This window comes from Isoptericola sp. NPDC055881 (genome assembly GCF_053615895.1).
On sequence record NZ_JBSHCR010000058.1, the window covers coordinates 1 to 26,912 of the forward strand.

A 26,912-nucleotide genomic window follows, 5' to 3' on the forward strand; every position below is an offset into this window, starting at 1 on the left:
GCCCATCACCTGCCGTACGTACCAGCGCAGTCCCGCCCACCCCGCCGACGCCCCCCCGGGGGGCGCCCCGGCGGCGGCGGGGGGCCGCGGCCCCCCCCCGCCGGGGGCGGCGGGGGGCCCCCCCCCCGGGCGGGGCCCCGGCCGCCGGACCGGAGGACGGTGTCCGTCATCGGCCGGTCACTGGTCCGCTTCGGCCGCGGACTGCACCGCGTCGACGACGTCCTGCGGCGTCGCCTTGCCGGCGAACTGCAGCGCGATCGCGTCGTTCATGGCACCGCCGACGGACGCCCCGAGCAGGGTGTCCAGGTAGAGCTGGATCGACGGGGCGGAGTCGCGGACCGAGAGCAGCTCGGCCAGCGCCGGGTCGGAGACCGACGAGGACGCCGCCGGGTTCGTCGGCAGGCCCATGTCCTTCTCGGCGAAGCCCTGCTGGACCTCGTCGCTCAGCAGGTACTGGGCGAGCTCGACCGCGACGTCCGGCGCGTCCTTCGAGACGGCCCACGCGTCGCCGCCGCCCATCTGCGCACCGTCGGTGCCCTGCTGGCCCTCGATCGACGGGTAGGGGAACCAGCCGGTGTCCTCCCCGAGGCCCTTGCCGCCGTCCGTGAGCCCCTGCATGACGCCGGGCTCCCAGTGGCCGGCCAGCTCCATCGCGACCTTGCCGGTGGCGAGCAGGCCGGACGCGGACGTCGGGCCGGACTGCGCCGGGGTGGTGAGGAAGCCCTTGTTGAACGGCTCCTTGGCGATCAGCTCGTCCAGGGTCTCGCCCGCCTTGACGAAGCACGGGTCCGAGTAGTCGACGTCCTTGATCGCGGCGTCGAGGGTGTCCGCGGAGCACTGGCGGACCACGTTGTAGTACCAGTAGTGCGCGGCGGGCCACTTGTCGCCGGCGCCCACGGACGCGGGCGTGATGCCGGCGTCCTGGAGCTTGGCGATGTCGGCGTACAGCTCCTCCATCGTGGCCGGGGTCCCGGTGATCCCCGCCTTCTCGAACAGCGACTTGTTGTACCAGAAGCCGACGACGCCCATGGAGAACGGCAGCGCGTACGACTTGCCGTCCACCTGGAAGCCGGACATGTACGGCTCGATGGTGCCGATCGTGTCGGCGGCGGGCGTGGAGATGTCCTTGAGCAGACCGGCGTCCACGTGGGAGGCCAGCTCGCCGCCGCCCCGCTCCATGAAGACGTCGGGCGCGTCGCCGGCCTGGAAGGCGGCGTCGAGCTTCGTCAGCATGTCCTCGTGCTGCATGGCGCTGATCTCGACGGTCGTGCCCGGGTGGTCCTTCTCGAAGGCCTTGGCGACCTCCTCGTAGTACGCCTTGCCCGGGTCCGTGTTCGAGTTGTGCCACCAGGTGATCGTGCTGGCGTCTGCGGTGCTGCCGCCGTCGTCGCCGCCCTGGGAGCCGCCGCCCTGGCCCGCGCAGGCGGCGCCCAGGAGCGCCACGGTGGTGCCGAGCGCTACCGCGGTGGCGCCGCGCATGATCCTCGTCCTCGTCATCATCGATCCCTTGTCTTCGTCGACGGGCACGGCAGCGGCGCTGCCGCGAGGTGGTGAGTGCCTGGCACGAGAGTGACAGCCGCACGGGCTCGTCGTCAATCGTTGTCGATAACGATTTCGAAAACGTCCTCGTGCTGCCCTCGGGCTGTGGGCGAGGCGCGTGACGCGGCACGTCCGTGCCGCATACTGTCGACTCGTGAGCCCCGCCGCCGACCCGCCCGCCGCGGGCGCCCCTGCCCCCGCCCCGGGGCGCGCCACCATCTCCGACGTGGCACGTCTCGCCGGCGTCTCGGTGGCCACCGTGTCGAAGGTCGTCAACAACCGCTACGGCGTCGCCGCCGGCACCGCCGAGCGGGTGCTGGCCGTGGTCGAGGACCTCGGGTACGAGTCCTCCCTGGTCGCCCGCAGCCTGCGCCGCACCAGCACCAACGTCATCGGCGTGCTCGTGGCGGAGTTCGAGCCGTACTCCACCGAGCTGCTCAAGGGCATCTCGGCCGCCGTCGACGGCACCGGCTACGAGCTGCTCGCCTACGCCGGCCGCACCGACGGCGGTGCGCAGGCGGGGTGGGAGCGCCGGTCCCTGTCCCGGCTGGCCGGGACGCTGGTGGACGCGGCGATCGTCGTGACGCCCACGATGGTGCTCTCCCCCGACTCCCCCGTGCCCGTCGTGGCCGTCGACCCGCACACCGGCCCCGAGGGGACCCCCACCGTCGACTCCGACAACACGACCGGCGCCCGCGAAGCCGTGGAGCACCTCCTCGCGCTGGGCCACCGGCGGATCGCGCACCTCGGCGGCCGCCCCGACCTGGAGTCGGCCCGCCTGCGCGAGCTGGGCTACCGGCAGGCGCTGGAGGCCGCGGGCATCCCCGTCGACCCCCTGCTCATCAAGGTGGGCGGCTATCGCCCCGACCTCGCCGACGCCCCCGTCCGCACCCTGCTCGACCGGCCCGACCGGCCCACCGCCGTGTTCGCCGCCAACGACCTGTCCGCCATCCACGTCCTCGAGGTCGCCCACGAGCTGGGGCTGCGCGTCCCGGACGACCTGTCCGTCGTCGGCTTCGACAACGTCCCGGAGTCCTGGGGCAGCACGCCGCCGCTCACCACCGTCGCGCAGCCGATGCACCGCATGGGCGCCGAGGCGCTGCGGCTCGTCCTCGACCTCCTCGACGGCACCGCCCGCGAGCGCCACCTGCGCCTGCCCACGTCGCTCGTCGTCCGCGCCTCCACCGCACCCCCGCCGAGGTAGTCCAGGCCCCCGCGAGGTAGTCCAAGGCTCCGCGAGGTAGTCCAGACCCCCGCGAGGTAGTCCGAGGCTCCGCGAGGTAGTCCAAGGCCCCGCGAGGTAGTCCAAAGCCCCGCGAGGTAGTCCAGACCCCCGCGAGGTAGTTCGGGGGACCCGCGAGGTAGTTCAGGGCAGCGCGAGGTAGTCGAGGGGTTCGCGAGGTAGTCGAGGGCATCGCGAGGTAGTTCAGGGCATCGCGAGGTAGTCCAGACCCCCGCGAGGTAGTCGAAGGCCCCGCGAGGTAGTTCAGGGCATCGCGAGGTAGTCGAGGGGTTCGCGAGGTAGTCGAGGGGTTCGCGAGGTAGTCGAGGGGTTCGCGAGGTAGTCGAGGGGTTCGCGAGGTAGTTCAGTCAACGACGAAGGTCGCGGCATCAGGGAACATCACCGGCGGGGCGTCGACGCCGCAGTAGCCCAGATAGCTGCCGACCTGGTCGTCGTCGGGATGATCGAGGTCGACAACCACCACCCCGCCCGAGTCGGCGACCACCCCAGTGGCGGTGAACCGGTCACCGCCACGGACGTCGGCGCGCAGGACCCGCTCGTCGGGCAAGGTCACCTCGTAGCGGCCGACAGGCACGCCGGCGTCGACAGACTCGGTGCCATCAGGCCAGATCACCACGTGGTCCACGCCGTCGATCGTCACGACGAGGCACCCGTTCGACAGCGCTCTGAGCTCCCCGGTGAGGGGCCCGGGCTCCTCGCTGAAGTGCTTCCGGAGCGCCGGAGGGTCGAGAGCCCGGACCTGCAAGGGTCCGAACCCCAGGTCGTCGGGCGCGCCGCAGGCAGCGACGAGCACCGTCGTCACCAGGGCCGCGCCGCCCAGCCACCCCTCCCGGGTCCGCATGCCCGGGAGCGTAGCGGAGCGATCCCCTCACCTCGCGGGACCCCGAACTACCCCGCCACGGTGCGCACTACCTCGCGGGACCCCGAACTACCCCGCCACGGTCCGGACTACCTCGCGGAGCCCCGAACTACCTCGCCACGGTCCGCACTACCTCGCGGCACCCTGAACTACCTCGCGGGGCCTCGGACTACCTCGGCGCGGTGCGCGCTACTTCGGCGGTCAGTGGGTGCGACGGTGCCGGCGCTCGGGCTCGCGCGGGCCGCGCCGCGCCAGGTAGCGGCTGCGCAGCCGCACCACGACGAACCACAGCACCAGCAGCGCGATGACGACGAGCACGCCGTTGGAGATGATGCCGCTCCACTGCTCCAGCACGGGCTTGATCGCCGGTCCGAACGCGTAGCCCAGGCCCACCCAGATGGCGTTCCACACGCCGGAGCCGATCGCGGTGTAGAGGGTGAACGACCAGAACGGCATGCGCTCGATGCCGGCGGGGATGGAGATGAAGCTGCGCACGAGCGGGACGCAGCGCCCCACGAGCACGGCGACCCGCCCCCACCGCGCGAAGAACGCCTCCGCCTTGTCGAAGTCGGAGCCGTCCATCAGCGGGACGGCGTCCACGATCGCGCGCGTGCGGTCGCGACCCAGCAGCAGCCCGAGGAACCACCAGACCCACGCGCCGACGACGGCGCCCACGGTGGCGGCGAGGATGGCCAGCCAGGCGTTCATCTGCCCGTCGTAGGCGAGGAACCCGGCGGCCGGCAGCACGGCCTCGGACGGGATGGGCGGGATGAACGTCTCCAGGAGCACGGCCGCGCCGACGCCGACCTCGCCGAGCGTCGTCATCAGGCCCAGCACCCACCCGATGAACCCGCTGTACCCCTCGGAGGGATCGGTGGCCGACAGCGCGACGGTGGCGCTCACGGCGCTCGTGACGGGGCCGCTCACGACGCGGTCCCGGCGTCGAGCGCGGCGCGGGTCGCGGCGACCAGGTCGGCGTCGGTCACGTCGTACCCGCCGGCCCCACCACCGCCCGGACCGCCGTCGGCGGCCACGGTGCGTCGTGCGGAGAGGTGGACGGCGTGCACCCCGGCCGCCACGAGGGCGGGCACGTCCTGCACGAGGACGCCGCCGCCGGCCATGATCTCGACGCCGAGCTCGCGGCCGCGGCCGGCGAGCGCCGCGAGCACGTCGAGCCCTTCGCCCGCCCGCGGCGCGCCGCCGGACGTCAGCACGCGGCGCACGCCCGCGGCCGCGAGCGCGTCCAGCACCTCGACGGGCCGGGCGACCTGGTCGATGGCGCGGTGGAAGGTGACCTCGGCGTCGCCGGCTGCGGCGACGAGCGCGGCGAGGGCGGCCGTGTCGACCTCGCCGCCCGGCGTCATCGCGCCGACCACGACGCCGTCGGCGCCCGCGTCGAGCACGGAGCGGACGTCGCGCACCTGGACGTCGGTCTCCTCGGGCGTGAAGACGAAGCCCCCGGCGCGGGGCCGCACGAGGACGTGGACGCCGACACCCGTGCCGCGCAGCGCGTCGGCGACCGCCGCGACCATGCCCGTGGAGGGGGTGAGGCCGCCGGTGCCCGCGAGCGCGGCGCACAGCTCGAGACGGTCCGCGCCGCCCGCGGCGGCGACGCGCGCGCCCGCGACGTCCTGCACGGCGATCTCCAGCGCGACGCCCCGGGAGGCGGCGTCCGGGCCGGTCGCAGGGTCGGGGACGGGTGCGGTCGACGTGTCGGCAGTCACGGCGGCGAGTCTACGGCGGCAGCCGTGTCGAGGACCGGGGCGACCTGTGACGGGACGGTGCTCGTCCGTGCTCGTCCGCGCCCGCCCGGACCGGCGTGGTCGCCGGTGGCAGGATCGCCGCGTGCCCTCCTATCGCGTGACGCTCGGCGTCGGCCTCCTGCAACCCGGCGTGGACCCGGCCGACGTGCTCCCGGCTGCGGCCGCGGCGGCCCGCGAGCTCGTCACGGTCGAGGCGTTCGACGTCGGGGTGGTGCGGGGGCGCGCCCGGGTCACGGTGCGGTTCACGGCCGACGACGACGCCGTCGCGCACCGCGTCGCGGACGCCGTGCACGACCGGGTCGACGCGCTCGCCGACACCTTCGGCGCCGTGCTCACCCGTCGCTGGGGCGGACGCTGGCAGCCCGCCTGACAGGGCCGGCGCGGACCGAGCCCGCACGCATCGACCCCGCACGCATCGAGCCCGCCGGGACGAGGTCTCGACGGGCTCGACGGGTGCTGCGGCCGGTCACTGACCGAACGACTCCAGCAGGGTCCGGCGCTCCGCGTCGGTCAGGTTGGTGCTCACGAGCGTCGCGTCGATGCCGTGAAGCCGCTCCCCGAGACGGTCGGGGTCGATCGGCTCGGTCACGATGAAGAGGGCGGACGTGCCGGGCACGATCTCCTTCTTCATCGTCTCGATGTCCTTCGCGCTGATGCCCACGTCGGACAGCGAGCGCGAGATGCCGGCGATCACGGCCCCCGCGGCGGCGCCGAGGACCGGCAGGAAGAACAGCGCGCCCAGCAGCAGGCCCCAGACCGCGCCCCAGCCGGTGGCCTTGGCGGTGTCGTCGTGCGAGCCGTGCGTGTCCGGCTTCTTCGCGTCCTCGGGCCAGCTCACCACCGCGTGGTCGACGATCTTCACCAGGCCGTCGGCCTCGCCGCCCTTGACAGCCTGGTAGGCGCGGTCAGCCGCACCCGGGTCGTCGAACTTCCAGACAGTGAAATTCGCCATGCGTTCCTCCCCTACGGAGTCCGGGTCCGTCCCCGGCTGCTGGCCATCCTGGCAGCGTCGGCAGACAGCGCAACCGGTCAGTACCGTGGGCCCATGACCTCCTCCCCCGTCGATCCCACCACCACGGCCTCCTGGGGCGACCTGTACACCCATTACCAGGAGTTCCGGGGCGACCTGCGCGGCTGGTTCGCCGCCGACCCGGGGCGCGCCGAGCGCATGACGCACCTCGCGGGCGACCTGCACGTCGACCTGTCGAAGAACCTCGCGACCGACGAGACCCTGGACCTGCTGGTCCGGCTGGCGCACGAGGTGCACCTGCCGGAGCGCATCGAGGCGATGTTCACCGGCGAGCACATCAACGTCACCGAGGACCGGGCCGTGCTGCACACCGCGCTGCGCCGGGCGCCGGGGACGAGACCGCCGCTCGTGGTGGACGGGCAGGACGTCGACACCGACGTGCAGGCCGAGCTCGACAAGCTCAGCGCCTTCGCCGACCAGGTCCGCGACGGGTCGTGGTCGGGCATCACGGGCAAGCCGGTGCGCACGGTCGTGAACATCGGCATCGGCGGCTCCGACCTCGGGCCCGTCATGGTCTACGAGGCGCTCAAGCCGTACGGCCGCACCGGCGAGGACGGCATCGAGGCGCGCTTCGTCTCCAACATCGACCCGACCGACATCGCGCAGAAGACGGCGGACCTCGACCCCGAGACCACGCTGTTCGTGGTCGCCTCGAAGACGTTCGGCACGCTGGAGACGCTGACCAACGCGCGCCTCGCGCGCGCCTGGCTCTGGGAGCAGCTCGTCGCGCAGGGCGCCATCGAGGACGACGAGGACGCGAAGCAGGCCGCGGTGCGGGCGCACTTCGTCGCCGTCTCGACCGCCCTCGACAAGGTCGCGGCGTTCGGCATCGACCCCGCGAACGCCTTCGGCTTCTGGGACTGGGTGGGCGGCCGGTACTCCGTCGACTCCGCGATCGGCACGCCGCTCGCGATCGCGTTCGGCCCGGACGTCTTCCGCGACCTCCTGGCGGGCTTCCGCGCCGTCGACGAGCACTTCCGCAGCACGCCGTTCGAGGCCAACGTGCCGGTCCTCATGGGCATGCTGAACGTCTGGTACGGCAACTTCCTCGGCGCGCACACGCACGCCGTGCTGCCGTACGCCCAGCAGCTGCACCGCTTCCCCGCGTACCTGCAGCAGCTCACGATGGAGTCCAACGGCAAGTCGGTGCGGTGGGACGGGTCCCCCGTCACCACCCAGACGGGCGAGGTCTTCTGGGGCGAGCCGGGCACCAACGGCCAGCACGCCTTCTACCAGCTCATCCACCAGGGCACGCGGCTCATCCCCGCGGACTTCATCGCGGTCGCGACCCCCGCCTACCCGCTGGCGGACTCCGAGGGCGACGGCAAGGCGGTGGCCCCGGGCGCGGACGTGCACGAGCTGTTCCTCGCCAACTTCTTCGCGCAGACCAAGGCCCTCGCGTTCGGGAAGACGGCGGACGAGGTGCGCGCCGAGGGCACGCCCGAGGAGATCGTCGCGGCGCGCGTCTTCTCCGGGAACCGGCCCACGACGTCGATCGTGGCGCCGGCCCTCACGCCGTCCGTGCTCGGCCAGCTCGTCGCGCTGTACGAGCACATCACGTTCGTGCAGGGCGTCGTGTGGGGCATCGACAGCTTCGACCAGTGGGGCGTGGAGCTGGGCAAGAAGCTCGCCCTCGAGATCGCCCCGGCCGTCTCGGGCGACGACGCCGTCCTGGCGGCGCAGGACTCGTCCACGCAGGCGCTCATCCGCTACTACCGGGAGCACCGCGCCTGACCGTCCCGGTGGGGTGAACTCCCGGCGCCCGCGGGCGCGGTACCGCACACGGGTGCGGCGCCGCGCCCGCCGCTGCGTACACTGAGCGACGGTCGAGCACACGGCCGCACCCCCATCCGGAAGGATTCCGCGATGCCCGCTGTCGCGCCGGCCACCCTGGCCCAGACCCTCGTCGACCACGCCGAGACGGTGCGTTCCGCCTGGCTCGACGCCGCCGTCCACGAGCTGCGCGGACGCACCACCCGCGGCGAGCTCGAGCGCGAGCAGTCCGACATCTACGACGCCCTCGTCGACGGCCTGCGGGCCGGCGGCATCCAGGCGGAGGCCGAGGCCTTCGACCAGCTGCGCGGCATCCTCGCCGACGTCTCCGCCGCGCGGGCCCGGCTCGGCTTCTCGCCGCGCGAGACCGCCGTGGGCGTGTTCGCGCTGAAGGAGGGGCTCTACGCCCTGGGTGACACGCCCGGCGTGCCGACCGAGGTGGTGCCGCTCCTGCGCCTGGTGGACGAGCTGGGGCTCTTCACCTTCGAGACGTTCGCCGCCGCCCGTGAGGGCATCATCGCCGAGCAGGCCGAGCAGCTCCTCGAGCTGTCGACGCCCGTCGTCAAGCTCTGGGAGGGCATCGTGGCCGTCCCGCTCGTCGGGACGCTCGACTCGGCCCGCACCCAGGTCGTCATGGAGAAGCTGCTCAACACCCTCGTCGAGACGGGCAGCACGCAGGCCATCATCGACATCACCGGTGTGCCGGCGGTGGACACGCAGGTCGCCCAGCACCTGCTGAAGACGGTCGTCGCGGCGCGCCTCATGGGCGCCGAGTGCACGATCAGCGGCATCCGCCCCCAGATCGCCCAGACCATCGTCGCCCTCGGGATCGAGTTCGGCGACATCCGCACGCGCGCGACGCTCGCGGACGCCCTGGTCGACGCGCTGCGGGAGGGTCGCCGCTCGCCCACCGAGGTGACCGCGTGAGCGACGCCGTCCCCATCCTGAAGATCGGCTCGACGCTGCTCGTGTCGATCCAGATCGACCTCCAGGACGACACCGCGCTCCAGCTCCAGGAGGACCTGGCCGAGCGGATCACGCGCACCGGCGCGCGTGGCGTCGTCATCGACATCTCGGGCCTGGAGATCGTCGACAGCTTCATCGGGCGGATGCTCGCGTCCGTCGCCGCGATCTCCGGCGTCCTCGACGCCCAGACCGTGGTCGTGGGCATGCGGCCCGCCGTGGCGATCACCATGGTCGAGCTGGGCCTCTCGCTCGGAGGGGTGCGGACCGCGCTCGACGTGGAGCGGGGCCTCGCGATGCTCGCCCCGGCGCAGGAGTCGGCCGAGAGCATCCTGCTCGCGGCCGCCGAGCGCGAGGCGAGATGACGACGGCGCCTCCGGCCACGTCGACGGAACGTCTCCAGGTCCAGGCCGACTCGGACGTCGTCCGCGTCCGTCAGCTCGTCCGGACGGTCGCCCAGCAGGCGCGGCTCTCCCTCGTGGACCAGACCAAGCTGGTGACGGCCGCGAGCGAGCTGGCCCGCAACACCCTGGTCTACGGCGGCGGCGGCGAGGTCGAGGTCGAGCTCGTGTCCGACGGCAGGCGCTCCGGCGTGCGCGCCGTCTTCTCCGACCAGGGCCCCGGGATCGCGGACCTCGACCTCGCCCTCACGGACGGGTGGACCAGCGGCGGCGGGCTCGGCCTCGGCCTGTCCGGCTCGCGACGCCTCGTGGAGCAGTTCTCGATCGACACCGCACCGGGCGCAGGGACCCGGGTCGAGATCGCGACCTGGTCGCGATGACCTCCTCGTCGGGCCCGCCCGCGCCCGACGCCGCGGTCGCTCTCGACGCCGGCGTCTGGCACACCGTCGACCACCCGTCCGCGGTCGGTGCGGTGCGCCGGGCCGCGACGACGGCGGCCGCGAGCCTCGGGCTGGGCGAGGTGCGCTCCGCCGAGGCGGGCCTGGTGGTGTCCGAGCTGGCGTCCAACCAGTCCCGACACGCCCGCTCCGGCTCCGTGCTGCTGCGCGTCCGCCGCTGGGACGGGCACGCCGCGCTCGAGATCCTCGCCGTCGACTCCGGTCCCGGCATGCGCGACCTCACCGCCGCGATGCGCGACGGCGTGTCCTCGCGGGGCACGCTCGGCATCGGGCTCGGCACCCTGCCGCGCCTCACGTCGACGTGGGACGCCTGGTCCGCGCCCGGGCAGGGCACGGTGGTGGCCGCCACCCTGGCGTCGCCGGGCGCCGAACCGGACCCCCGCGCCGGGGCCGGGCTGACACGACCCATGACGGGGCAGGTCGTCTGCGGGGACGCGTTCGCCCTGCGGGAGGACGACGGCACGACGACGGTCCTCGTCGCCGACGGCCTCGGCCACGGCCCCCTGGCCGCCGCGGCGTCCCGGGCGGCCGTCCGCGCGTTCCTCGACGCGCCGCCCGCCGCCCCCGCCGTGCTGCTCGAACGGGTGCACGGCGCGCTCGGCGGCACCCGCGGCGCCGCCGTCTCCGTCTCCCGCGCGGAGCAGGGGACGCTGCGGCACGTCGGGCTCGGCAACATCGCCGGCACCGTCCAGGGCAGCGGCAAGACCCGCAGCCTCATGAGCCAGCCCGGCATCGCCGGCACGCACGCCCGCGCCGTCCGCGAGGTCACCGTGCCGCTCGACGCCGGCGACCTGCTGGTCCTGCACTCCGACGGCCTGACGGACCGCGGGAGCGTCCGCGACTACCCCGGTCTCGCCGCACGCCACCCCCTGGTCGTCGCCGGCGTGCTGATGCGTGACCTCGCCGTGCGGCGGGACGACGCGTGCGTCGTCGTCCTCCCGGTAGGAGGAACCTCATGACCGCACCCGGAACCTCGCTCCTGACCACCCGGCTCGAGGGCGACACCGACCTGCTCGCCGTACGGCGCGCCGGCCGGGAGATCGCGCGCGGGCTCGGGCTGGACGTCCACACCCAGGTCCGGTTCGCGACGGCGCTCTCCGAGGTCGGTCGTGCCGCCGTCGCCCTCGGGCCGGCGGACGTCGTCATCCGCCTCGAACGAGGCCCCCGGCCCGTCCTGTTCGCCGACCTGACCTCGGCCGCCGCCCTGCCCGCGACGGGCAGCGCGGCGGACGGCGGCGTCCCGGCGGCACGACGCCTCGTCGACGAGGTCGTCCTCGACGCCGACGGGCGCCACGCCGGCCTCGTCGTCGAGCTCCCCCTCACGGCCCGCACCGACGCCGCGACCACCGAGGCGCTGCGCCGCCGCATCACGGCCGGCTACGGCGCCGACGCGCTCGACGAGCTGCGGGTGCAGAACGCGGAGCTCCTGCGCACGCACGACGAGCTGATGGCCCAGCAGGAGGACCTGCGCCGGCTCAACGCGGAGCTGGAGGAGACCAACCGCGGCGTGCTCGCGATGTACCACCAGCTCTCCGCGGAGCTGGAGGAGACCAACACCGGGGTCGTCGCCCTGTACGCCGAGCTCGACGAACGCAGCCGCGAGCTGGCGGCCGCGAACGAGGCGAAGTCCCGCTTCCTGCGCAACGTCAGCCACGAGCTGCGGAGCCCGGTGAACTCCATCATCGGGCTGTCCTCCCTGCTGCAGGCCTCGACGCTGTCCCGGGACCAGGCCGAGCAGGTGGAGTTCGTGCGCGACAGCGCCGCCACCCTCCTCGCCCTGGTCGACGAGCTGCTCGACCTCGCACGGGCGGAGGCCGGCCACCAGGACGTGGACCCCGCCCCGATCGACGTGCAGGAGCTGCTCGACGAGCTGCGCGGCACCACGCTCCCCCTGGTGCGCGAGGGGGTCGAGCTCGTCGTCGAGGGCACGCCGGGCCTGGCGCTCGTGAGCGACCGGCGCCTCGTGGCCCGCGTGCTGCGGAACCTCCTGACCAACGCCGTGAAGTTCACCGAGCGGGGCGCCGTGCGGCTCGACGCCCGCGCCGAGGGCGACACGGTCCGGTTCGTCGTGGAGGACACCGGCCTCGGGATCGGCCCCGAGCACCTGGAGTCCGTCTTCGAGGAGTTCGTCCAGGTGCCGAACCGCCTCCAGCCCACCGTCCGCGGCACGGGCCTGGGACTGCCGTACGCCCGCCGCACCTCCGAGGCCCTCGGCGGATCGCTCACCGCGAGCTCCGTGCCCGACCTCGGCAGCACGTTCACCGTCGTCCTGCCCGCCGCGCCGAGCGGCGCGCCCGAGCCGCCGCCCGCCCCGCCCGCACGACCCCAGCGCCCCGGCACCGGCACCGGCCTCGGCCACGTGCTCGTCGTCGACGACGACCGCGCCTACGGAGCCTTCGTCGCCGGCCTCCTGCGCGAGGACGCCGAGCGGGTCAGCGTGGCCCACGACGGTGGCCACGCTCTCGCGCTGCTGCGCGACGCCCCCGCCGACGCGGCGGTGGTGGACGTGCGCATGCCGGGCCTCGACGGCGTGACCCTGCTCTCCCGCCTGCGGGCCGAGCACCCGCACCTGGCGGTCGCGCTCATGTCGAGCGGGGCCAGCCCCGAGCAGCCCGGACCCGAGCCCCCGGCCACCTTCCTCCCGAAGGCGACGCTCGACCGGGACGCGCTCGTGCAGGCGCTCCGCGACCAGGTCGGGGAGGCACGATGACGCACGACGACCGCACCGTCCTCGTCGTGGACGACACGCGCGCGCACCGCTACGTCATGGCCGCCTGGCTGCGCGGCGCGGGCTTCGGCGTCGTGGAGGCGGGCACCGGCGCCGACGCGCTGGACCTCGTCAGCCCCTCCACCGACGCCGTCGTCCTCGACGTGAACCTGCCCGACCTCACCGGGTCGGAGGTCTGCCGCCGCATCAAGGCGGACGACCGCACGGCCCACGTGCCCGTGCTGCACGTGTCCGCCACGTCCATCGACGCCGCGGCCCGCACCGCCGGCCTCGAAGGGGGCGCCGACGCCTACCTCCCCGAGCCGCTCGACCGCGACGAGTTCCTCGCCACCGTGGGCGCCCTGTGCCGCGCGCGCGACGCCCAGCGCGGCGCGGGCCGGACCGCCCGCCGCTTCGAGGCGCTCGCCGACGCGCTCGCCCCCCTGCACCAGGCGCAGACGCAGGACCTGCTGGCCGACCTGGTCGCCCAGGGCGCGTGCACCGTGCTCGGACGCCCCGCGGTCGCGATGGTGGTCGTCGACCCGCAGACCGTCGTCCGCTCCGTGTGCGCGGCACCCGACGCCCCGCTGGTGCGCGGCCGCGGCACCGTCCCGGTCCTGCCGCCCGGCCCGGTCTCGTCGGCCACCTTCGGTCCCGACGAGGTGCCCGAGCACTGGGTCCCCCTCCTCGCGCAGGCGGGGGTGCAGCGCGCCTCCTGGTGGACGGTCTGGCTCCGCGACGCCGAGGGGTCGCTCGTGGGCGGCCTGGCGCTCCAGGTCGACGGCGCCGAGAGCGTCCCGACGACGGAGGAGCGCGAGGTCGCCGAACGCTTCACCGAGGCCATCACCGTCGCCCTCGCCAACCTGCGGACCTTCTCCGAGGAGCACCGCATCGCGATGGCGCTGCAGCGCCGGCTCCTGCCGTCAGGCCTCACGGTGCGCGGCGGGCTGGAGATCGCCGCACGGTACGACGCCTCGGACGCTCGCCTCGACGTCGGCGGCGACTTCTACGACGCGTTCGACCTGCCCGACGGCCGCGTCGCCGTCGTGATCGGGGACGTCCAGGGCCACTCGCTGCGCGCGGCCACCGTCATGGCCGAGGTCCGCCTCACCCTCCGCGCCTACCTGCGCGAGGGGCACGACGCCGCGCGCGCCCTCGACCTGACCAACGGCTCCCTGCAGCTGGACCACCCCGAGCTCGCGACGGTCTGCGTCTGCCTCATCGACCCCGCCGACGGCTCGGTCGAGATGACGGACGCCGGCCACCTGCCGCCCCTCGTGGTCCGCGCCGACGGGACGGTGGTCGCGCAGAAGTCGCCCGCCCGCCTGCTCGGGCTGACGAGCCCCGACGCGCGACCCGCCCGGCACGACCGGCTCGGCCCCGGCGACCTCCTCGTGCTCGTCACCGACGGGCTCGTCGAGCGCCGCGACCGTGCCCTGCGCGTCGGCATGCGCGAGCTCGTCGACACGGCCGCCACGCTCGCCGCGCTCGACCCCGCCGAGGCGTGCGGCCGCCTGGTGGACGCCTTCGACGACGCCGGACGCGAGGACGACGTGGCCGTGGTCGTCGTGCGCCTCGGCACCCCGTCCCCCACGGCGCCGGGCGCCTGACGCCTGCCGCCTGCCGCCTGACGACACCCCCACCCGTCCGCCGACGCGGGCGGGCTCTAGGATCGAGGGCCATGGCAGCGCTCGACCCGAAGGCGATCCTCGCCGGGCGGCCGCCCGGTCGCCCGCCCGTGGGCGCCATCGTCGTGATCGCGGTGTCGTCCCTGTGCCTCGTCGTCGCGCTCGCCGTGACGGCCTCCGAGGGGCCCACCTTCGTCCAGGGCCTGCTGCTCGCCATGCTGCCCCTGCCGCTCCTGCTCGCCGGCGTGCTGTCCCTCGACCGGCTGGAGCCCGAGCCGCCCGACGCGCTCGTCCTGTCCTTCCTGTGGGGCGCGGGCGTCGCGGTGCTGCTCGCGATGGTCCTCAACACGGCCGGGCTCACGCTGCTGTGGGCGCCGCTGCTCGGGCCCGAGGAGGGGCTCGTCGTGACGGCGGTGCTCGGCGCGCCGCTCGTCGAGGAGACCCTCAAGGGCCTGGTGCTGGTGGGGATGCTCTGGTTCCGGCGGCACGAGATCGACGGGCCGACCGACGGGATCATCTACGGCTCGATGGTGGGCCTCGGCTTCGCCACGGTCGAGAACATCCACTACTACACCGTCGCCGGACCGGACGCGCTGGCCGCCACGTTCCTCGTCCGCGGCATCGCGACCCCCCTGGTGCACCCGCTGTGCACCTCGCTCACGGGGGTCGGCGTGGCGACGGCCGCGCTCGCCGCCCCCGGCCTGCGGCGGGCGGTCCCCGTCCTGCTCGGCCTGCTCGGCGCGGTCGCGTACCACGCCCTGTGGAACGGTGCCGCGGCGCTCGGCACCGGCGCCGTCGTCGGCGTGTACGCCCTGGGCCTCGCCGTCCTGGTCGGTCTCCTCGCCGTGGTGCGCGTCGACCGCGCCCGCACCGTCGCGACGATCGGCCGGTACCTGCCGCCGTACCGCGCGGCGGGCGTCGTCACCGGCGCCGACCTCGCCATGCTCGCGTCCCTGCCCGCACGCAGGGCGGCCCGCGCGCAGGTGCGCGCCGCGGGCGGGCCGGGGCCGGCCCGCGCCCTGCGCGACTACCAGCAGGCGGCCACCGAGCTCGCCATGCTGCACCGCAGGCTCGAACGCGGGCTGATCGACCGGCCCGCGTTCGAGCTCCGCCGCGACCCCCTGCTCGTGCTGATGCACGCCGCGCGGGCCGCCGTCACGCCGTTCTGGCGGCCCGCGGCTCCACCGCCCGCAGGCCCAGCATGATCACGCCGCCCACGGTGAGGTGCTCCAGCTGGAGCAGCACCACCGCGCCGGGGTTCGCCGCCCCCAGCGGCCCCAGCAGCGAGACCAGCAGGACCGCGCCGCTGAGCACCAGCCAGGTCGTGCGGCCTCCGCCCGGGCGCCGCAGCAGGAGCGCCCGGACACCCCACCCGCCGAGCGCCGCCGTGAGGCTCACGGCGATGACCATGGAGACGGTCACCTCCAGGGTGCCCGCACCGGCCCGCACCTGCGGGTCGACGCCGGCGAGCGTCCCGGCGAGGTAGACCACCGCCCCGGTCAGCACGGCACCGACCACCACGGCCCGCGGGCGGTTCCACCACGCGCGGTCGCGCCACGTGCGCCCGGCGGGCCGGCCGCGACCGCCCTGCGCCGTCCGGCCGCTGCTCGTACCGTCGGTCGTTCCCGTCGTCGCGTCCATGTCGTCCCCTCCTCGGCGCCGGCACCCTGCCGACACGACGACGCTCCCGCCCGGACCGCCCGCCGCGCGCCCTGCCGGGGTCGGTCGTCGTCGCGCCGTCGGGCGGGAGCATCCCCGACTTTGGTCGGTGTCGGCCCGGGCGCCGACCGCCGTAGCGTCCCGGTCATGAGCAGCACCGGCACCACCCCGAGCCCGACCCTGGCGCGCCCCGGCCCCATGGCGGCGTACGCCCCGTGCCCGCCGCCGGCCCAGGGGCCGCCTCCCGCGCCGCGCGGCATCCTCGTCGCGGCGTGGGCGCTGGTCGCCGCACTGACGGCCGCCGCCACCGCGGCCGTCGCGGGCGCCCCGCCGGTCCGCGGCACCGGGACCCTGACGGTCCTGGTGCCGGCGGGGGTGGACGTCGTCGTGGGGGTCGTGGCGGTCGCGCTGGTCCCTCTGCTCTTCACCCGGCGCAGCGTGGTCGCCGCCTTCGCGCTCGCCGCGCTCGCCGCGGTCTCGGGGGCCGCGACCCCGGCCGCGACGGTCGGCACGCTGCAGGTGGCGCGCTGGTACCCGGTCCGCACGGCGGCCTGGGTGGCGGGCGCGGGGTTCCTGGGGCACGCCGTGCAGGCACTGTGGCGTCCGGTGAGCCTGCCGCTGGGCTGGTGGCTGCTGTGCGACGCCGCCGTGCACGCGGCGCTCCTCGGCTGGGGCGCGTACGGCCGCGAGCGCGCGCTCGTCCTGTGGTCCTTGCGCGATCGTGCGCGCCGCGCGGAGGCCGAGGCGGAGCAGCACGTCGCCGAGGCGCGGACCGCCGAGCGCACCCGGATCGCCCGCGAGATGCACGACACGCTCGCGCACCGCCTGTCGCTCCTGGCCGCCACGGCGGGCGCCCTGGAGTACCGGCCCGACGCCGACCCGGCGCAGCTCGCGGCCGCCGCCGGCCGGGTGCGTGCCGGCGTGAGCGACGCCCTGGAGGACCTGCGTCAGGTGATCCGCCTGCTGCGCGCCGGCCCGGACGACCTCGGCCCGGTGCCGGGTCTGGACGACGTGCGCCGGCTGGTGGACGACTCCCGGGCCGCCGGGACCTCCGTGGCCTACGAGCGCACGGGCGGGTCGTCCCCCGACGCCGTCCCGCCCGCCGCGGTCGCGACGGCGGTGTTCCGGGTGGTCCAGGAGGGGCTCACCAACGCGCGCCGGCACGCGCCCGGCGCTGCCGTGCGGGTGACGGTCGCGTGCGGGCCGGGCGAGGTCCGGGTCCGGGTGGCCGACGACGGTGCCGCGGCGGGCACCGCGTCTCCGGCGGGCACCGGCACGGGCACGGGCCTGGTCGGCCTGCGCGAGCGCGCCACGCTGCTGGGCGGCACGCTCGACGCCGGGCCGCACGACGTGCACGACGGACCGGGCGGCTTCGTGGTCGAGGCGTGGCTACCGTGGGACCTGTGACGACGACGCCGGAGCCCGGCCCCGCGACCCCGCCCGACGCCCCGCACCCCGCGCCCGTCCGGCTCGTCCTCGTGGACGACGACGCGCTGGTGCGGGCGGGCCTGCGGCTCATGCTCGACGGCGCGCACGGGGTGCGGGTCGTGGCGGAGGCGGCGGACGGGGCGGAGGTTCCCGGTGTCCTGGACGCGCACCCCGCCGACGTCGTGCTGATGGACCTGCGCATGCCCGGCGTCGACGGCATCACCGCCACCCGGCGCGTGCGGGCGCGCCCGTCCCCGCCGGCCGTGGTCGTGCTCACGACGTTCGACACGGCGGAGGAGGTCGGCGGGGCGCTGCGTGCGGGCGCCGCGGGCTACCTGCTCAAGGACATGCCGCCGGCCCGCATCGCCGCCGCGGTGCACGCGGCGGCAGCGGGCGAGCCCGTCCTCGCGCCGGACGTGGCGCGTCGGCTGATGGCGGCGGTCGCCGGGTCGGACGGTGCCCGCGACCGGGCTCGGGCCGCGCTGGACGCCCTCACGGCGCGCGAGCGCGACGTCGCCGTCGAGCTCGGCCGCGGGGCGTCGAACGCCGACATCGCCGGCCGCCTCTACCTCAGCGTGCCGACCGTGAAGGCGCACGTGTCGAGCGTCCTCGACAAGCTCGGGCTGGAGAACCGCACCCAGGTCGCGCTGCTGGTGCACGACGCCGGGGAGGCGTGAGCCTCACCCCTCGACGAGCGGCCCCGCTTCGCAACCCCGCGGTTCGGCGGCCGTCACGTTCTCGGGGCAGGCCTGGTACGTCCAGAGCCCGGCACCGAACCTGTCCTGCGTCCCGTCGGTGTAGCCCTCGAGCCCGTCGATGCCCGGGCCGGTGCGCCAGTACTGGACGACGGGGTCGCCCTCGACCGTCAGGAACCGCACGACGAGCTCGGCGCCCTCGCCCGCCGCCGCGGCGTCGAGGCACGCATAGCCCTCCGCGAGCTCCGCGGTCGGCGCCCCCTCGTCGCGGCCCGGCCGCGTGGTGACGTCCCCGCACGACGCGAGCGGCGCACGCTCGGCGAAGAGCTCCTCGCCCGTGCTCGCCGGCGCCTTCCCTGGTCCGCCGGCGCACGCCGTGAGCGGCACCAGGAGCGGCAGCAGCCAGGTCGCCCGCGACCGGTGCCTGCGGGACCTGGTCTCAGACGCCGTCATGCCCCGAGGATGTCGTGACCGCTGCCGACCGTCCACCCGTGCGGTCGGCGAGCTCCCTCGTGGCGAGCCCGAGGAACTCCGCCACCCGGTCGCTGGCCGGTGCGCGCAGCAGCACGTCGGGGGCGTCGACCTGGAGCAGCCGCCCGGCGTCCATGACGGCCACCCGGTCGGCGACGGTGAACGCCTCGTCGTGGTCGTGCGTGACGAACACGGCGGTGGTGCCGGTGGCCCGCAGGGTGTCGCGGACGTCGACGGCGAGGCGTTCGCGCAACCGCCGGTCGAGGGCGGACAACGGCTCGTCGAGCAGCAGCAGCCGCGGGCGGGGGGCGAGGGAGCGGGCCAGCGCGACCCGCTGCTTCTCCCCGCCGGAGAGGGTCGCGACGGACCGCTGCTGGTAGCCGTCCAGCCCGACCTCCGCGAGGAGCGCGGCGACCCGCTCGGCCCGCTCGGCGCGGGGCACGCCCTGCGTCTCGAGCCCGTAGGCCACGTTGCGCGCCACGTCCCGGTGCGGGAACAGCTGGCCGTCCTGGAAGAGCAGTCCGAAGCCGCGCCGGTGCACGGGCACGCCCGCGAGGTCCACGCCGTCGAACGCGACGGAGCCGCCCGCCAGCGGCTCCAGGCCCGCGACCGCGCGCAGCAGCGACGACTTGCCGCAGCCGCTCGGCCCGAGCAGGGCCACGATCTCGCCGGCGGCGACGTCGAGGGACACCCCGTCGACGGCGACCGCCCCTCGCCGGCGGCGCGTGCCGCCGTACCGGACGACGGCGTCGCGGACGGCGAGCCCGGTCGTCTCGCGGGCCTGCTCCATCAGAACTCCCCTCCCGGCCGGTCGCCCCGCAGGCGCTCGGCCACCATCATGACGGTCGCGGTGAGGACGGCCAGCACCACGGACGCCGCGAGCGCCATCCCGTAGTTCTCGGCCCCGGGCCGGCCGATCAGGCGGAAGATCACGACGGGCAGCGTCGCCGTCTCGGGGCGGGCGAGGAACGACGTCGCGCCGAACTCCCCCAGCGAGACGGCGAACGCGAACCCGATCGCGAGGCCGACCGAGCGTGCGCCCAGCGGGCCGTCGACGGACCGCAGCACGCGTCCGGGCGCCGCCCCCAGGGTGGCGGCCGCCTCGCGCAGGCGCGGGTCGATGGCGCGCAGCACCGGCAGCATCGTGCGCACGACCAGCGGGATCGCGACGACGGCCTGCGCGATCGGCACGAGCGCGCCGGACGTGCGCAGGTCGACGTCGAGCCCCAGCGGCCGGTCCAGCGTGATGAGGAAGCCGAACCCGACGGTGACCGCGGAGACGCCGAGCGGCAGCATGAACGCGGCGTCGAGCACACCGACGGCGCGCCGCAGGCCGGCCCGTCGCGGGCGGCGTGACACGACGAGGGCCACGAGCCCGCCCACGACGACGGCGATCGCCGCGGCCCAGGCGGCCGTGCGCAGCGAGTTGCCGAGCGCCTCCCACACCGTGACCGTCAGGGCGTTGCGGCCGCCGGTGGTGCCCAGGGCCGCGTAGTTCGCGAGGCTCCAGGCCCCGTCGCCGGTGCGCAGGGAGCGGGTGACGAGGCCGGCCATCGGGAGCACGAGCAGCCCTGCCACCACGACGAGGGTGACGAGCGCGGGCAGCAGGTCGGCGCCCGCGCGCAGCCGCAGCCGGTGCGCGGACACCCGGTCGCTGGTGAGGTGCAGCGCGCGTTCCCGGCGCGCCCGGGCGCGGGAGCTGACCAGCAGGGCGCCGGCGACCACGACGAGCTGCAGCACCGACAGCACCGCCGCGGAGCGCAGGTCGAGGAACTGGGTGGTGCGGATCCAGATCTCCGTCTCGATCGTGCCGTACCGCAGCCCGCCGAGGACGAGGACGACGCCGAACGCCGTCGCGCAGAACAGGAACACCACCGCGGCGGCCGACGCGATCGCGGGGCCGAGGGCGGGCAGGGTCACGGTGCGGAACGCCCGCCAGGGCGTGGCGCCGAGAGCGCGGGCCGCCTGCTCGGCGCGCGGGTCGAGGCGCTCCCACATCCCGCCGACCGTCCGCACGACGACCGCGTAGTTGAAGAAGACGAGCGCCAGGACGATGCCGGCGAAGCTCTCCTCCAGCCCGGCCCACCCGAGCACGCCGCCCGGCGCGAACAGCGCGCGGAACGCGACGCCCACGACCACGCTGGGCAGCACGAACGGGACCGTCACCAGCCCGCGCACGAGCGTGCGCCCCGGGAACCGGCAGCGGTACAGCACGTAGGCGCCGGGCAGGCCGAGCAGCACCGACAGGAGCGTGCCGGTGACCGCCTGCGCCAGCGTCTGGCCGACGATGCGCCAGGTGCGCGGCTGCGACAGCACGTCGGCGAAGCCGGACAGGTCGAGCACCCGGCCCGCCGGGGTGTCGGTGAAGAACCCCTGGAGGACGAGCGAGACCACCGGCCACGCGAAGAAGACGGCGAGGAACCCCAGCGGCAGGACGACGGCGGCGCCCCACCCGAGCCAGGCGCCCCACCGGCTCGCGCGGACGCCGCGCGTCAGCCGACGACCGTCGCCGTCCACTGCTCGATCCACTCGTCACGGTGCGCGGCGACGTCGGCCGGCGCCACCTCGAACGGCTTGTCGGCCAGGGGCGCGAACCGTTGCCAGTCGGCGGGCAGCGGCACGTCCGGGTCCGCCGGGTACATGTACATCTGGCCGGGGACGTCGGCCTGGAACGTGCCCGAGGTCAGGAAGTCGACCAGCTTCTTCGCGCCCTCCGGGTTCGCCGCGCCCGTGAGCACGCCCGCGTACTCGACCTGGCGGAAGCAGGTGTCGAGCATCGCGCTCGTCGTGGAGGACGTGCCGTCGTCGCTCACGGTGAACGCCGGCGAGGTGGCGTACGACAGCGCGATCGGCCGCGTGCCGCCCTCGCCCGCGCCGGAGAAGTCCACGTAGTACGCGTCCTCCCAGCTCTCCGCGACCTTGACGCCGTTGTCCCGCAGGCCGGCCCAGTAGTCCTGCCAGCCGTCGGTGCCGAAGGCCCCGATCGTCGCGAGCAGGAACGCGAGCCCGGGCGACGACGTGGCGGGGTTGGTGACGACCGTGAGGTCCCGGTACTCCGGCTCCGTGAGGTCCTCGAGCGTGGCGGGCGGCGTGACGTCGTGGTCCTTGAACCAGCCGTCGTCGAGGTTCAGGCACACGTCGCCGACGTCCACGGGGGTGAGCGTGCCTGCGAGGTCGTCCGGGGCGTAGGCGGCCACCTGCGGGTCGAGGTCGGCCGGCTGGTACCGCTCGAAGACCCCGGCGTCGACGGCGCGCGACGCGTACGTGTTGTCCACGCCGAAGACGGCGTCGCCCAGCGGCGCGTCCTTGGTGAGCACGAGCTGGTTGACGAGGGTGCCCGCGTCGCCGGGCGCGACCTGCTTGACGGTGAGGCCGGACTTCTTCTCGAACGCGGCCAGGACGTCGTCCGACACGGCGAACGAGTCGTGCGTCACGAGCGTCACCGTGCCGGGGTCGCCCGCCGCGTCGCCGCCGCTGCTGCCGGTGCCGGTGGCCCCGTCGGCGCCGCAGGCCGCGAGCAGCGGCAGCAGCGCGAGCGCGGCGAGGGCCGCGGTCGTCCGCGTGGTCCTGTGGGTCATGCTGTCCTCCTCAGCGTGCGAGAAGGGGGTCCTGCGGGCGTCCGGCACCGTCGTGGTGCGGCCTCCCGCAGGGAACGAGATTCCCGACTTCCTCCACCGGTGCTAACCGGATCAGGTTCGAGGGTCTGCGGCGTTCCGCACTCTCAGCGCCGGTGGCGCTCCCCTGTCGTATCAGCACGAGCCTACACACCGGTGCCGCGCTACCGTGGTCCTGTCCGCGCCCCAGGGTGTGACATGCCTGACGTGCCACGACGCCCTCGCCGGGCCGTGGACGCCGCACGACCACCCTCCGGCCATGCCGGGGACGACCGAGGGAGAGCACGTGAAGGACACCGAGCAGCCGCTGGGCGTGAAGGTCGGCACGGTGGTGCTGACGATCGGCGCCGGATGGGTCGCGCAGAAGCTGATCGGGGTGGTCTGGGAGCGGACGACGGGCAGCGTCGCTCCCACGAACATCGACGACGACGAGATCTCCGTGATCCAGGCCGTCACGTTCGCCGCCGTCTCAGGTGGCGTCGCGGTGCTGGCGAAGCGGCTCGCGCGCAAGGGCGCGGTCCGCGCGGCCGCCCGCTTCGGTCGCTGACGCCGCGCTCAGCGGCTCGCGCGCGGCCGCCGGCGGGCGAGCTGCGCGTCGTGGCCGTGGGGCCGCTCCACCGGTCGCACCGCGGCGAGGGCGTGGCTCAGCCGGTCCGCCGCGTCCTGGGCGGGCGGGGCGGACCGGAGCACTTCGGCGGCGGTGAGCGCGGAGTCGCGGTCGCTGACGGGCCGCGTGAGCTCCTTCATCACCTGCTCCCCCGCCGACTGGGCGGAGACGCCCACCTGGGCACCGACGTCCCCGAGCACCTCGGTGGCCACGGACTCGTCGACGCCGCAGACCGCCATGATCGCGCCCTTGGCCTGCTCGGACGCCGTGGCGGCGACGAAGGCGCGCGAGACGGCGCGGTGCGCCTCGCGCTCGAGCGCGTCCCGCACCACGGGGCTGGTGTCGATGACGTACCCGACCAGCTGCGACGACGCGCCGTCGGGCCCGTGCCGCGCCTGCCCGGTGACGACGACCGAGTGGGTGCGCCCGTGGTCGTCGACCACGCGGTGGCCGCCTGCAAAGGGCCGGCCGGTGCCGAGCGCCACCGCCGCCGTGCGGGACAGCCGCTCACGGTCGTCGGGGTGCAGGTGCGCGCGGAGCACCTCGGGCCCGGGCTCGATCCTGCCGGGCTCGCGCCCGAAGATGCGGTAGACCTCGTCCGACCACCACCACGCGCCCGTGGCGACCTCGACGCGGTACTGGCCCACGAGCAGCTGGCTGCCCGCGCCGAGCAGCTCCGCGAGGGCGACGAGCTCGCGGCGCGGGGGATCGTGCGGCGTGCTGGGCAACGACATGGCTCACCTCCCAGTGCCGTGCAGCTGGGTCCGGCGCGCAGTTCTCCTGGCCTCACCACGGTACCGGGACGGGGCGACGGCGCCACCGCACGCGACGACGCCCCTGCGGCCGGCGCCCCCGGAGGTCGGGGCGGCGGCCGCAGGGGCGCGGGTCGGCAGGACGTCAGACGGCGGGCGTGGGGGCGGCTGCGGGCGGGACGGTCACGTCGCCCTCCGCGGCCTCCTCGGCCAGCGCCTTGCGGTGCTGACGGAACGAGTACACGACGGCCGCGGCCCAGCCGGCGGCGATGATCCCCAGGACCAGCGAGCGCACGCCGGCGTCCACCGGGAAGGAGTCGAGGCTCAGCAGGGTGCGCACGTTGGTGAGCACGATGATGCCGCCGACCGCGGAGCCGAGGACGCGCGGCGGCACGAGCCGGACGAGCCATGCGGCGATCGGGGCGGCGATGAGGCCGCCGACCAGCAGCGCGAGCGCCCAGGACGGGTCGATCCCCGCCGTGCCGAGGCCGAACAGGAAGCCGAGGCTCGCGGCGACGGCCACGAAGAACTCGCTGGTGTCGATCGAGCCGATGACCTTGCGCGGCTCCATCCGGCCGCTGGCGAGGATGGCGGGCGTGCCGACCGGGCCCCAGCCGCCGCCGCCCGTGGCGTCCATGAAGCCGGCCACGAGGCCCAGCGGGGTGAGGAACCGCTTGCGCAGCGGCTGGCCGAGGCGGTCCGTGCGCAGGCCGCGCAGCGTGAACCGCAGCAGCACGTACAGGCCGAGACCGAGCAGCAGGAGGGACATCAGCGGCTTGGCGATCTCGGTCGAGAGCCAGGAGAGGAAGGTCGCGCCCGCGAAGGCGCCGACCGCACCCGGGATGCCGATCTTCAGGACGACCTTCCAGTCCACGTTGCCGAAGCGCCAGTGGGAGGCGCCGGACGCGAGCGTCGTGCCGACCTCCGCGAGGTGGACGGTCGCAGACGCAGCCGCCGGGTTGGTGCCGATGGCGAGCAGCAGCGTCGTCGAGGTCACGCCGTAGGCCATGCCCAGGCTGCCGTCGACGAGCTGTGCGCCGAGGCCCACGAGAGCGAGCAGGACGAGAGTCCGCACGGGTGTTCCCTCCGTCGAGGCGGCAGTGGTTCTGCCGCGACATACAGAACGTACCCGATCGGTCCTATCGGATTCAACGGTATCGGCGGACGAGTTGCAGACGGACGCGCCCTCGACCGCGGCGGCGGTCGAGGGCGCGGGTCCTGCACAAGGGGACCAAGAGCGGTGCGGCACGCCGGTGGCGCCCCGTGGGTCTGGTCCGGCCGGGGGCCGTGGGTCATCAGAGCCGCAGGTCAGAGGGTGCGCACGGCGGAAGGGTCACGGGCTGTGCCAGGCCGATTCCTCGTCGGTGAGCCGGCGGACCGCGTCCGGGACGTTTCCCGCTGCCAGGTCGGCGAGGCTGACCTGTTCGAGGACGGCGCGCACGTTGACGCGCAGGGCCACCCACACGTGCAGCAGCGACGCGGCCGCCCCCGTGTACTCGAGGTCGGAGGGCCGTGCGTCGCGGACGAAAACGAGTGGGCCGTCCACGGCCCGCACCACGTCGGCGACGGTCACCCGGTCGGCGGGCCGGGCGAGCACGTAGCCGCCGCCGGCGCCGCGGCGGCTCGCGACGATGCCCTCGCGGCGCAGGTCGCTGAGGATCGCCTCGAGGAACCGGTGCGGCACTCCCTGGGCGCGCGCGAGGGACTCGGCGGGCACGGGTCCACCGTCCGCCGCTGCCGCCAGCTCGGCGGCCGCACGGACGGCGTAGTCCGCCTTCGCCGAGATCCTCATCAGCAGCGCGCCTCCGTCGACTTCGTGAGCCGGGTGCCGTCGAGGATCCGGCCGGCGGCGCTGGCCGACGCCGCGAACGACCCGGTCAGCGGCAGGTCGGGCAGGATGACGGCCTGGGCGGCGTGGTAGACGTCCGGCTTGCCGACCCACGTGCGACCCGAGGGCACGTTGTCGGTGTCGAGCTCGTGGAACCAGGAGCCGCGCTCGTGGTCGACCAGGTGGTCGTCGATCCATCGCCACCAGCCGTCGGCGAGCTCGGCGTAGCGGTCCTCGCCGGTCGTGCGGTGCAGCACGTCCGCGGCGGCCGCCGCCTCCGCCGCGACCCAGTGGAAGCGTCGTGCCTCGACGGGGGTGCCGGTCCAGTCGGTCGTGTAGACGAACCCGCCCTGCGGCCCGTCCCACCCGTCCTCGACGGCACGCTCGAACAGGTTCCGGGCAGCGTCGGAGCGACGGCCCGCAGTGTCGGAGGCCACGTCCACCTGCAGGAGCAGCCGCGCCCACTCCAGCCCGTGGCCCGGCGTGGCGCCGTAGGGCTTGAAGGGGTCGTGCGGGCGGTCCGCGTTGTACTCGAGCTGCGGCACCCAGGCCGAGTCGAAGTGCTCGGGGATGCGCCAGCCGTTGTCCTGCGCCCACGAGATGACCCGGTCCGCGATGACGGCGGCGCGGTCGAGCCACCGGCGCTCCCCGGTCGCGTCGTGCGCCGCGAGGAGAGCCTCCACCGAGTGCATGTTGGCGTTCACCCCGCGGTAGGGGTCGATCTCGGTCCAGTCGCGCGAGCGCTCGTCGAGGTGCAGCTGGTGGTCGGCCTCCCAGAAGCGCTCCTCGAGCACCTCCAGGGCGCGGGCCAGCAGCGCGCCCGCACCGCGGGCGCCGGCGACGACCCCCGTGGAGGCGGCCAGCACGACGAACGCGTGACCGTAGGCCTGCTTCAGCCCGTCCACCTCGCCGGCTCCCGGGCCGCGGGAGGCGAGCCAGCCGCCGTGCTCCGCGTCCGCCAGGGAGGTGGCGACGCCGTCGAGCCCGCGACCCAGCAGCTCCTCGGTGCCCTCCACGCCGAGCAGGTGCCCGAGACCGAAGGTGTGCGTCATCCGGCACGTGATCCACAGGTGCGCAGGCTGCGTCGGGTCCACCGCGCCGGCGTCGTCCAGCCAGCCGGCCGTACCGTCCGCACCGATCGACGGTTGCGCGAAGTCCAACAGGCTCAGGAAGTGCTCAGCCCGCCACGACGGGTGCGGGCCACTGGCAGGGAGCAAAGGTGATCCGGTCACCTGCCGAGCCTATCGGCACCCGCTCCGCGGGCGCGCCGCCGTTTCTGCCCCGGGCCTTGCCTGCCTCTGCGCGGCCGCCGCGGCGCCGGTGCGTGTGGTGGGTGCCGGGGCGCCCCGTGCGGGGGCTTGGGGGTGGTGTGGGGGTATGCGAAAGGCCCACCCCGTGTGGGGTGGGCCTTTCGTGAATGGGTGTCCGGCGGCGTCCTACTCTCCCACCCCCTCTCGAGGGCAGTACCATCGGCGCTGAAGGGCTAAGCTTCCG

27 protein-coding genes and 1 riboswitch are annotated in these 26,912 nt (G+C 75.1%); of the genes, 13 read left to right on the forward strand and 14 right to left on the reverse strand.

Annotated features, from left to right (window positions below; all coding sequences use genetic code 11):
• Positions 1-177 precede the first annotated feature (177 nt).
• On the reverse strand, positions 178-1,497 hold the full coding sequence (locus ACWGKI_RS15960) for an extracellular solute-binding protein (RefSeq protein ID WP_452188262.1): 1,320 nt from the start codon (positions 1,495-1,497) through the stop codon (positions 178-180).
• 196 nt (positions 1,498-1,693) lie between these two features.
• Between ACWGKI_RS15960 and ACWGKI_RS15965 the strand changes: the two genes are divergently transcribed.
• Complete coding sequence (locus ACWGKI_RS15965; RefSeq protein ID WP_380245079.1) at positions 1,694-2,743, forward strand: LacI family DNA-binding transcriptional regulator; 1,050 nt, start codon at positions 1,694-1,696, stop codon at positions 2,741-2,743.
• 382 nt (positions 2,744-3,125) lie between these two features.
• Here the strand turns inward: ACWGKI_RS15965 and ACWGKI_RS15970 are convergent, their stop codons facing one another.
• The 3 genes from ACWGKI_RS15970 to ACWGKI_RS15980 all read right to left on the reverse strand — a co-directional run bounded on the left by ACWGKI_RS15970 (position 3,126) and on the right by ACWGKI_RS15980 (position 5,290).
• On the reverse strand, positions 3,126-3,584 hold the full coding sequence (locus tag ACWGKI_RS15970) for a hypothetical protein (protein WP_452188264.1): 459 nt from the start codon (positions 3,582-3,584) through the stop codon (positions 3,126-3,128).
• A gap of 258 nt (positions 3,585-3,842) precedes the next feature.
• The gene (locus tag ACWGKI_RS15975; RefSeq protein ID WP_452188266.1) at positions 3,843-4,568 is read right to left on the reverse strand and encodes a DedA family protein; all 726 of its coding nucleotides are present in this window, start codon (positions 4,566-4,568) and stop codon (positions 3,843-3,845) included.
• Complete coding sequence (locus ACWGKI_RS15980; RefSeq protein ID WP_452188297.1) at positions 4,565-5,290, reverse strand: copper homeostasis protein CutC; 726 nt, start codon at positions 5,288-5,290, stop codon at positions 4,565-4,567. Before ACWGKI_RS15980 ends, ACWGKI_RS15975 begins: the two co-directional genes overlap by 4 nt.
• Positions 5,291-5,486: 196 nt before the next feature.
• Between ACWGKI_RS15980 and ACWGKI_RS15985 the strand changes: the two genes are divergently transcribed.
• A complete protein-coding gene (locus ACWGKI_RS15985) occupies positions 5,487-5,774 on the forward strand; it encodes a hypothetical protein (protein WP_380245076.1) in 288 nt (95 codons plus the stop codon).
• Between the two features lie 96 nt (positions 5,775-5,870).
• Here ACWGKI_RS15985 and ACWGKI_RS15990 read toward each other — a convergent pair whose 3' ends face one another.
• Positions 5,871-6,356, reverse strand: coding sequence for a DUF1269 domain-containing protein (locus ACWGKI_RS15990; protein ID WP_380245075.1), 486 nt, complete (start codon positions 6,354-6,356; stop codon positions 5,871-5,873).
• A 93-nt stretch (positions 6,357-6,449) separates the two neighbouring features.
• On the opposite strand from ACWGKI_RS15990, the gene pgi reads away from it, so the two are divergent.
• The 8 genes from pgi to ACWGKI_RS16030 all read left to right on the forward strand — a co-directional run bounded on the left by pgi (position 6,450) and on the right by ACWGKI_RS16030 (position 15,569).
• Positions 6,450-8,168 (forward strand): glucose-6-phosphate isomerase, encoded by a 1,719-nt coding sequence (pgi, locus tag ACWGKI_RS15995; protein WP_452188268.1) that lies wholly within the window; start codon positions 6,450-6,452, stop codon positions 8,166-8,168.
• A 132-nt stretch (positions 8,169-8,300) separates the two neighbouring features.
• A complete protein-coding gene (locus tag ACWGKI_RS16000; RefSeq protein WP_380244083.1) occupies positions 8,301-9,134 on the forward strand; it encodes an STAS domain-containing protein in 834 nt (277 codons plus the stop codon).
• The gene (locus tag ACWGKI_RS16005; protein WP_380244084.1) at positions 9,131-9,535 is read left to right on the forward strand and encodes an STAS domain-containing protein; all 405 of its coding nucleotides are present in this window, start codon (positions 9,131-9,133) and stop codon (positions 9,533-9,535) included. The genes ACWGKI_RS16000 and ACWGKI_RS16005 overlap by 4 nt, the downstream gene beginning before the upstream one ends.
• Complete coding sequence (locus tag ACWGKI_RS16010) at positions 9,532-9,951, forward strand: anti-sigma regulatory factor (RefSeq protein ID WP_452188271.1); 420 nt, start codon at positions 9,532-9,534, stop codon at positions 9,949-9,951. Before ACWGKI_RS16005 ends, ACWGKI_RS16010 begins: the two co-directional genes overlap by 4 nt.
• Complete coding sequence (locus tag ACWGKI_RS16015) at positions 9,948-10,988, forward strand: ATP-binding protein (protein ID WP_380244086.1); 1,041 nt, start codon at positions 9,948-9,950, stop codon at positions 10,986-10,988. Before ACWGKI_RS16010 ends, ACWGKI_RS16015 begins: the two co-directional genes overlap by 4 nt.
• Positions 10,985-12,739 carry an ATP-binding protein gene (locus ACWGKI_RS16020; protein ID WP_452188273.1) on the forward strand — a complete coding sequence of 585 codons (1,755 nt, stop codon included), beginning with the start codon at positions 10,985-10,987 and terminating at the stop codon, positions 12,737-12,739. Before ACWGKI_RS16015 ends, ACWGKI_RS16020 begins: the two co-directional genes overlap by 4 nt.
• Positions 12,736-14,346 (forward strand): SpoIIE family protein phosphatase, encoded by a 1,611-nt coding sequence (locus ACWGKI_RS16025; protein ID WP_380244088.1) that lies wholly within the window; start codon positions 12,736-12,738, stop codon positions 14,344-14,346. Before ACWGKI_RS16020 ends, ACWGKI_RS16025 begins: the two co-directional genes overlap by 4 nt.
• Before the next feature lie 71 nt (positions 14,347-14,417).
• Complete coding sequence (locus ACWGKI_RS16030) at positions 14,418-15,569, forward strand: PrsW family intramembrane metalloprotease (RefSeq protein WP_452188275.1); 1,152 nt, start codon at positions 14,418-14,420, stop codon at positions 15,567-15,569.
• Here the strand turns inward: ACWGKI_RS16030 and ACWGKI_RS16035 are convergent.
• Positions 15,520-16,005, reverse strand: coding sequence for a DUF6069 family protein (locus ACWGKI_RS16035; protein WP_452188277.1), 486 nt, complete (start codon positions 16,003-16,005; stop codon positions 15,520-15,522). The genes ACWGKI_RS16030 and ACWGKI_RS16035 overlap by 50 nt on opposite strands.
• A gap of 165 nt (positions 16,006-16,170) precedes the next feature.
• Here ACWGKI_RS16035 and ACWGKI_RS16040 point away from each other — a divergent pair, with 165 nt between their 5' ends.
• Both ACWGKI_RS16040 and ACWGKI_RS16045 read left to right on the forward strand, forming a co-directional pair.
• Entirely contained in the window at positions 16,171-17,430 is a 1,260-nt protein-coding gene (locus tag ACWGKI_RS16040; protein ID WP_452188279.1) for a sensor histidine kinase, read from the forward strand.
• Positions 17,427-18,128: a response regulator transcription factor gene (locus tag ACWGKI_RS16045; RefSeq protein WP_452188281.1), complete on the forward strand. Its 702-nt coding sequence runs from the start codon at positions 17,427-17,429 to the stop codon at positions 18,126-18,128. Before ACWGKI_RS16040 ends, ACWGKI_RS16045 begins: the two co-directional genes overlap by 4 nt.
• Positions 18,129-18,131: 3 nt before the next feature.
• Here the strand turns inward: ACWGKI_RS16045 and ACWGKI_RS16050 are convergent, their stop codons facing one another.
• The 4 genes from ACWGKI_RS16050 to ACWGKI_RS16065 are packed head-to-tail and all read right to left on the reverse strand — an operon-like array spanning position 18,132 to position 22,195.
• The gene (locus ACWGKI_RS16050) at positions 18,132-18,599 is read right to left on the reverse strand and encodes a hypothetical protein (RefSeq protein ID WP_452188283.1); all 468 of its coding nucleotides are present in this window, start codon (positions 18,597-18,599) and stop codon (positions 18,132-18,134) included.
• Complete coding sequence (locus ACWGKI_RS16055) at positions 18,586-19,407, reverse strand: ABC transporter ATP-binding protein (protein ID WP_452188285.1); 822 nt, start codon at positions 19,405-19,407, stop codon at positions 18,586-18,588. The genes ACWGKI_RS16050 and ACWGKI_RS16055 overlap by 14 nt, the downstream gene beginning before the upstream one ends.
• A complete protein-coding gene (locus ACWGKI_RS16060) occupies positions 19,407-21,134 on the reverse strand; it encodes an ABC transporter permease (RefSeq protein WP_452188287.1) in 1,728 nt (575 codons plus the stop codon). Before ACWGKI_RS16060 ends, ACWGKI_RS16055 begins: the two co-directional genes overlap by 1 nt.
• Positions 21,110-22,195 carry a thiamine ABC transporter substrate-binding protein gene (locus ACWGKI_RS16065; protein ID WP_452188289.1) on the reverse strand — a complete coding sequence of 362 codons (1,086 nt, stop codon included), beginning with the start codon at positions 22,193-22,195 and terminating at the stop codon, positions 21,110-21,112. The genes ACWGKI_RS16060 and ACWGKI_RS16065 overlap by 25 nt, the downstream gene beginning before the upstream one ends.
• 71 nt (positions 22,196-22,266) lie before the next feature.
• Positions 22,267-22,370: riboswitch (TPP riboswitch) on the reverse strand.
• 120 nt (positions 22,371-22,490) lie between these two features.
• Here ACWGKI_RS16065 and ACWGKI_RS16070 point away from each other — a divergent pair.
• Complete coding sequence (locus tag ACWGKI_RS16070) at positions 22,491-22,778, forward strand: DUF4235 domain-containing protein (RefSeq protein WP_380244096.1); 288 nt, start codon at positions 22,491-22,493, stop codon at positions 22,776-22,778.
• Between the two features lie 8 nt (positions 22,779-22,786).
• Here the strand turns inward: ACWGKI_RS16070 and ACWGKI_RS16075 are convergent, their stop codons facing one another.
• The 4 genes from ACWGKI_RS16075 to ACWGKI_RS16090 form a co-directional block, all read right to left on the reverse strand.
• A complete protein-coding gene (locus ACWGKI_RS16075) occupies positions 22,787-23,572 on the reverse strand; it encodes a PAS domain-containing protein (protein WP_452188291.1) in 786 nt (261 codons plus the stop codon).
• Between the two features lie 163 nt (positions 23,573-23,735).
• On the reverse strand, positions 23,736-24,665 hold the full coding sequence (locus ACWGKI_RS16080) for a sulfite exporter TauE/SafE family protein (protein WP_452188293.1): 930 nt from the start codon (positions 24,663-24,665) through the stop codon (positions 23,736-23,738).
• Between the two features lie 258 nt (positions 24,666-24,923).
• Complete coding sequence (locus ACWGKI_RS16085) at positions 24,924-25,382, reverse strand: RrF2 family transcriptional regulator (protein WP_380245073.1); 459 nt, start codon at positions 25,380-25,382, stop codon at positions 24,924-24,926.
• On the reverse strand, positions 25,382-26,650 hold the full coding sequence (locus ACWGKI_RS16090) for an AGE family epimerase/isomerase (RefSeq protein WP_452188295.1): 1,269 nt from the start codon (positions 26,648-26,650) through the stop codon (positions 25,382-25,384). The genes ACWGKI_RS16085 and ACWGKI_RS16090 overlap by 1 nt, the downstream gene beginning before the upstream one ends.
• Positions 26,651-26,912: the final 262 nt, after the last annotated feature.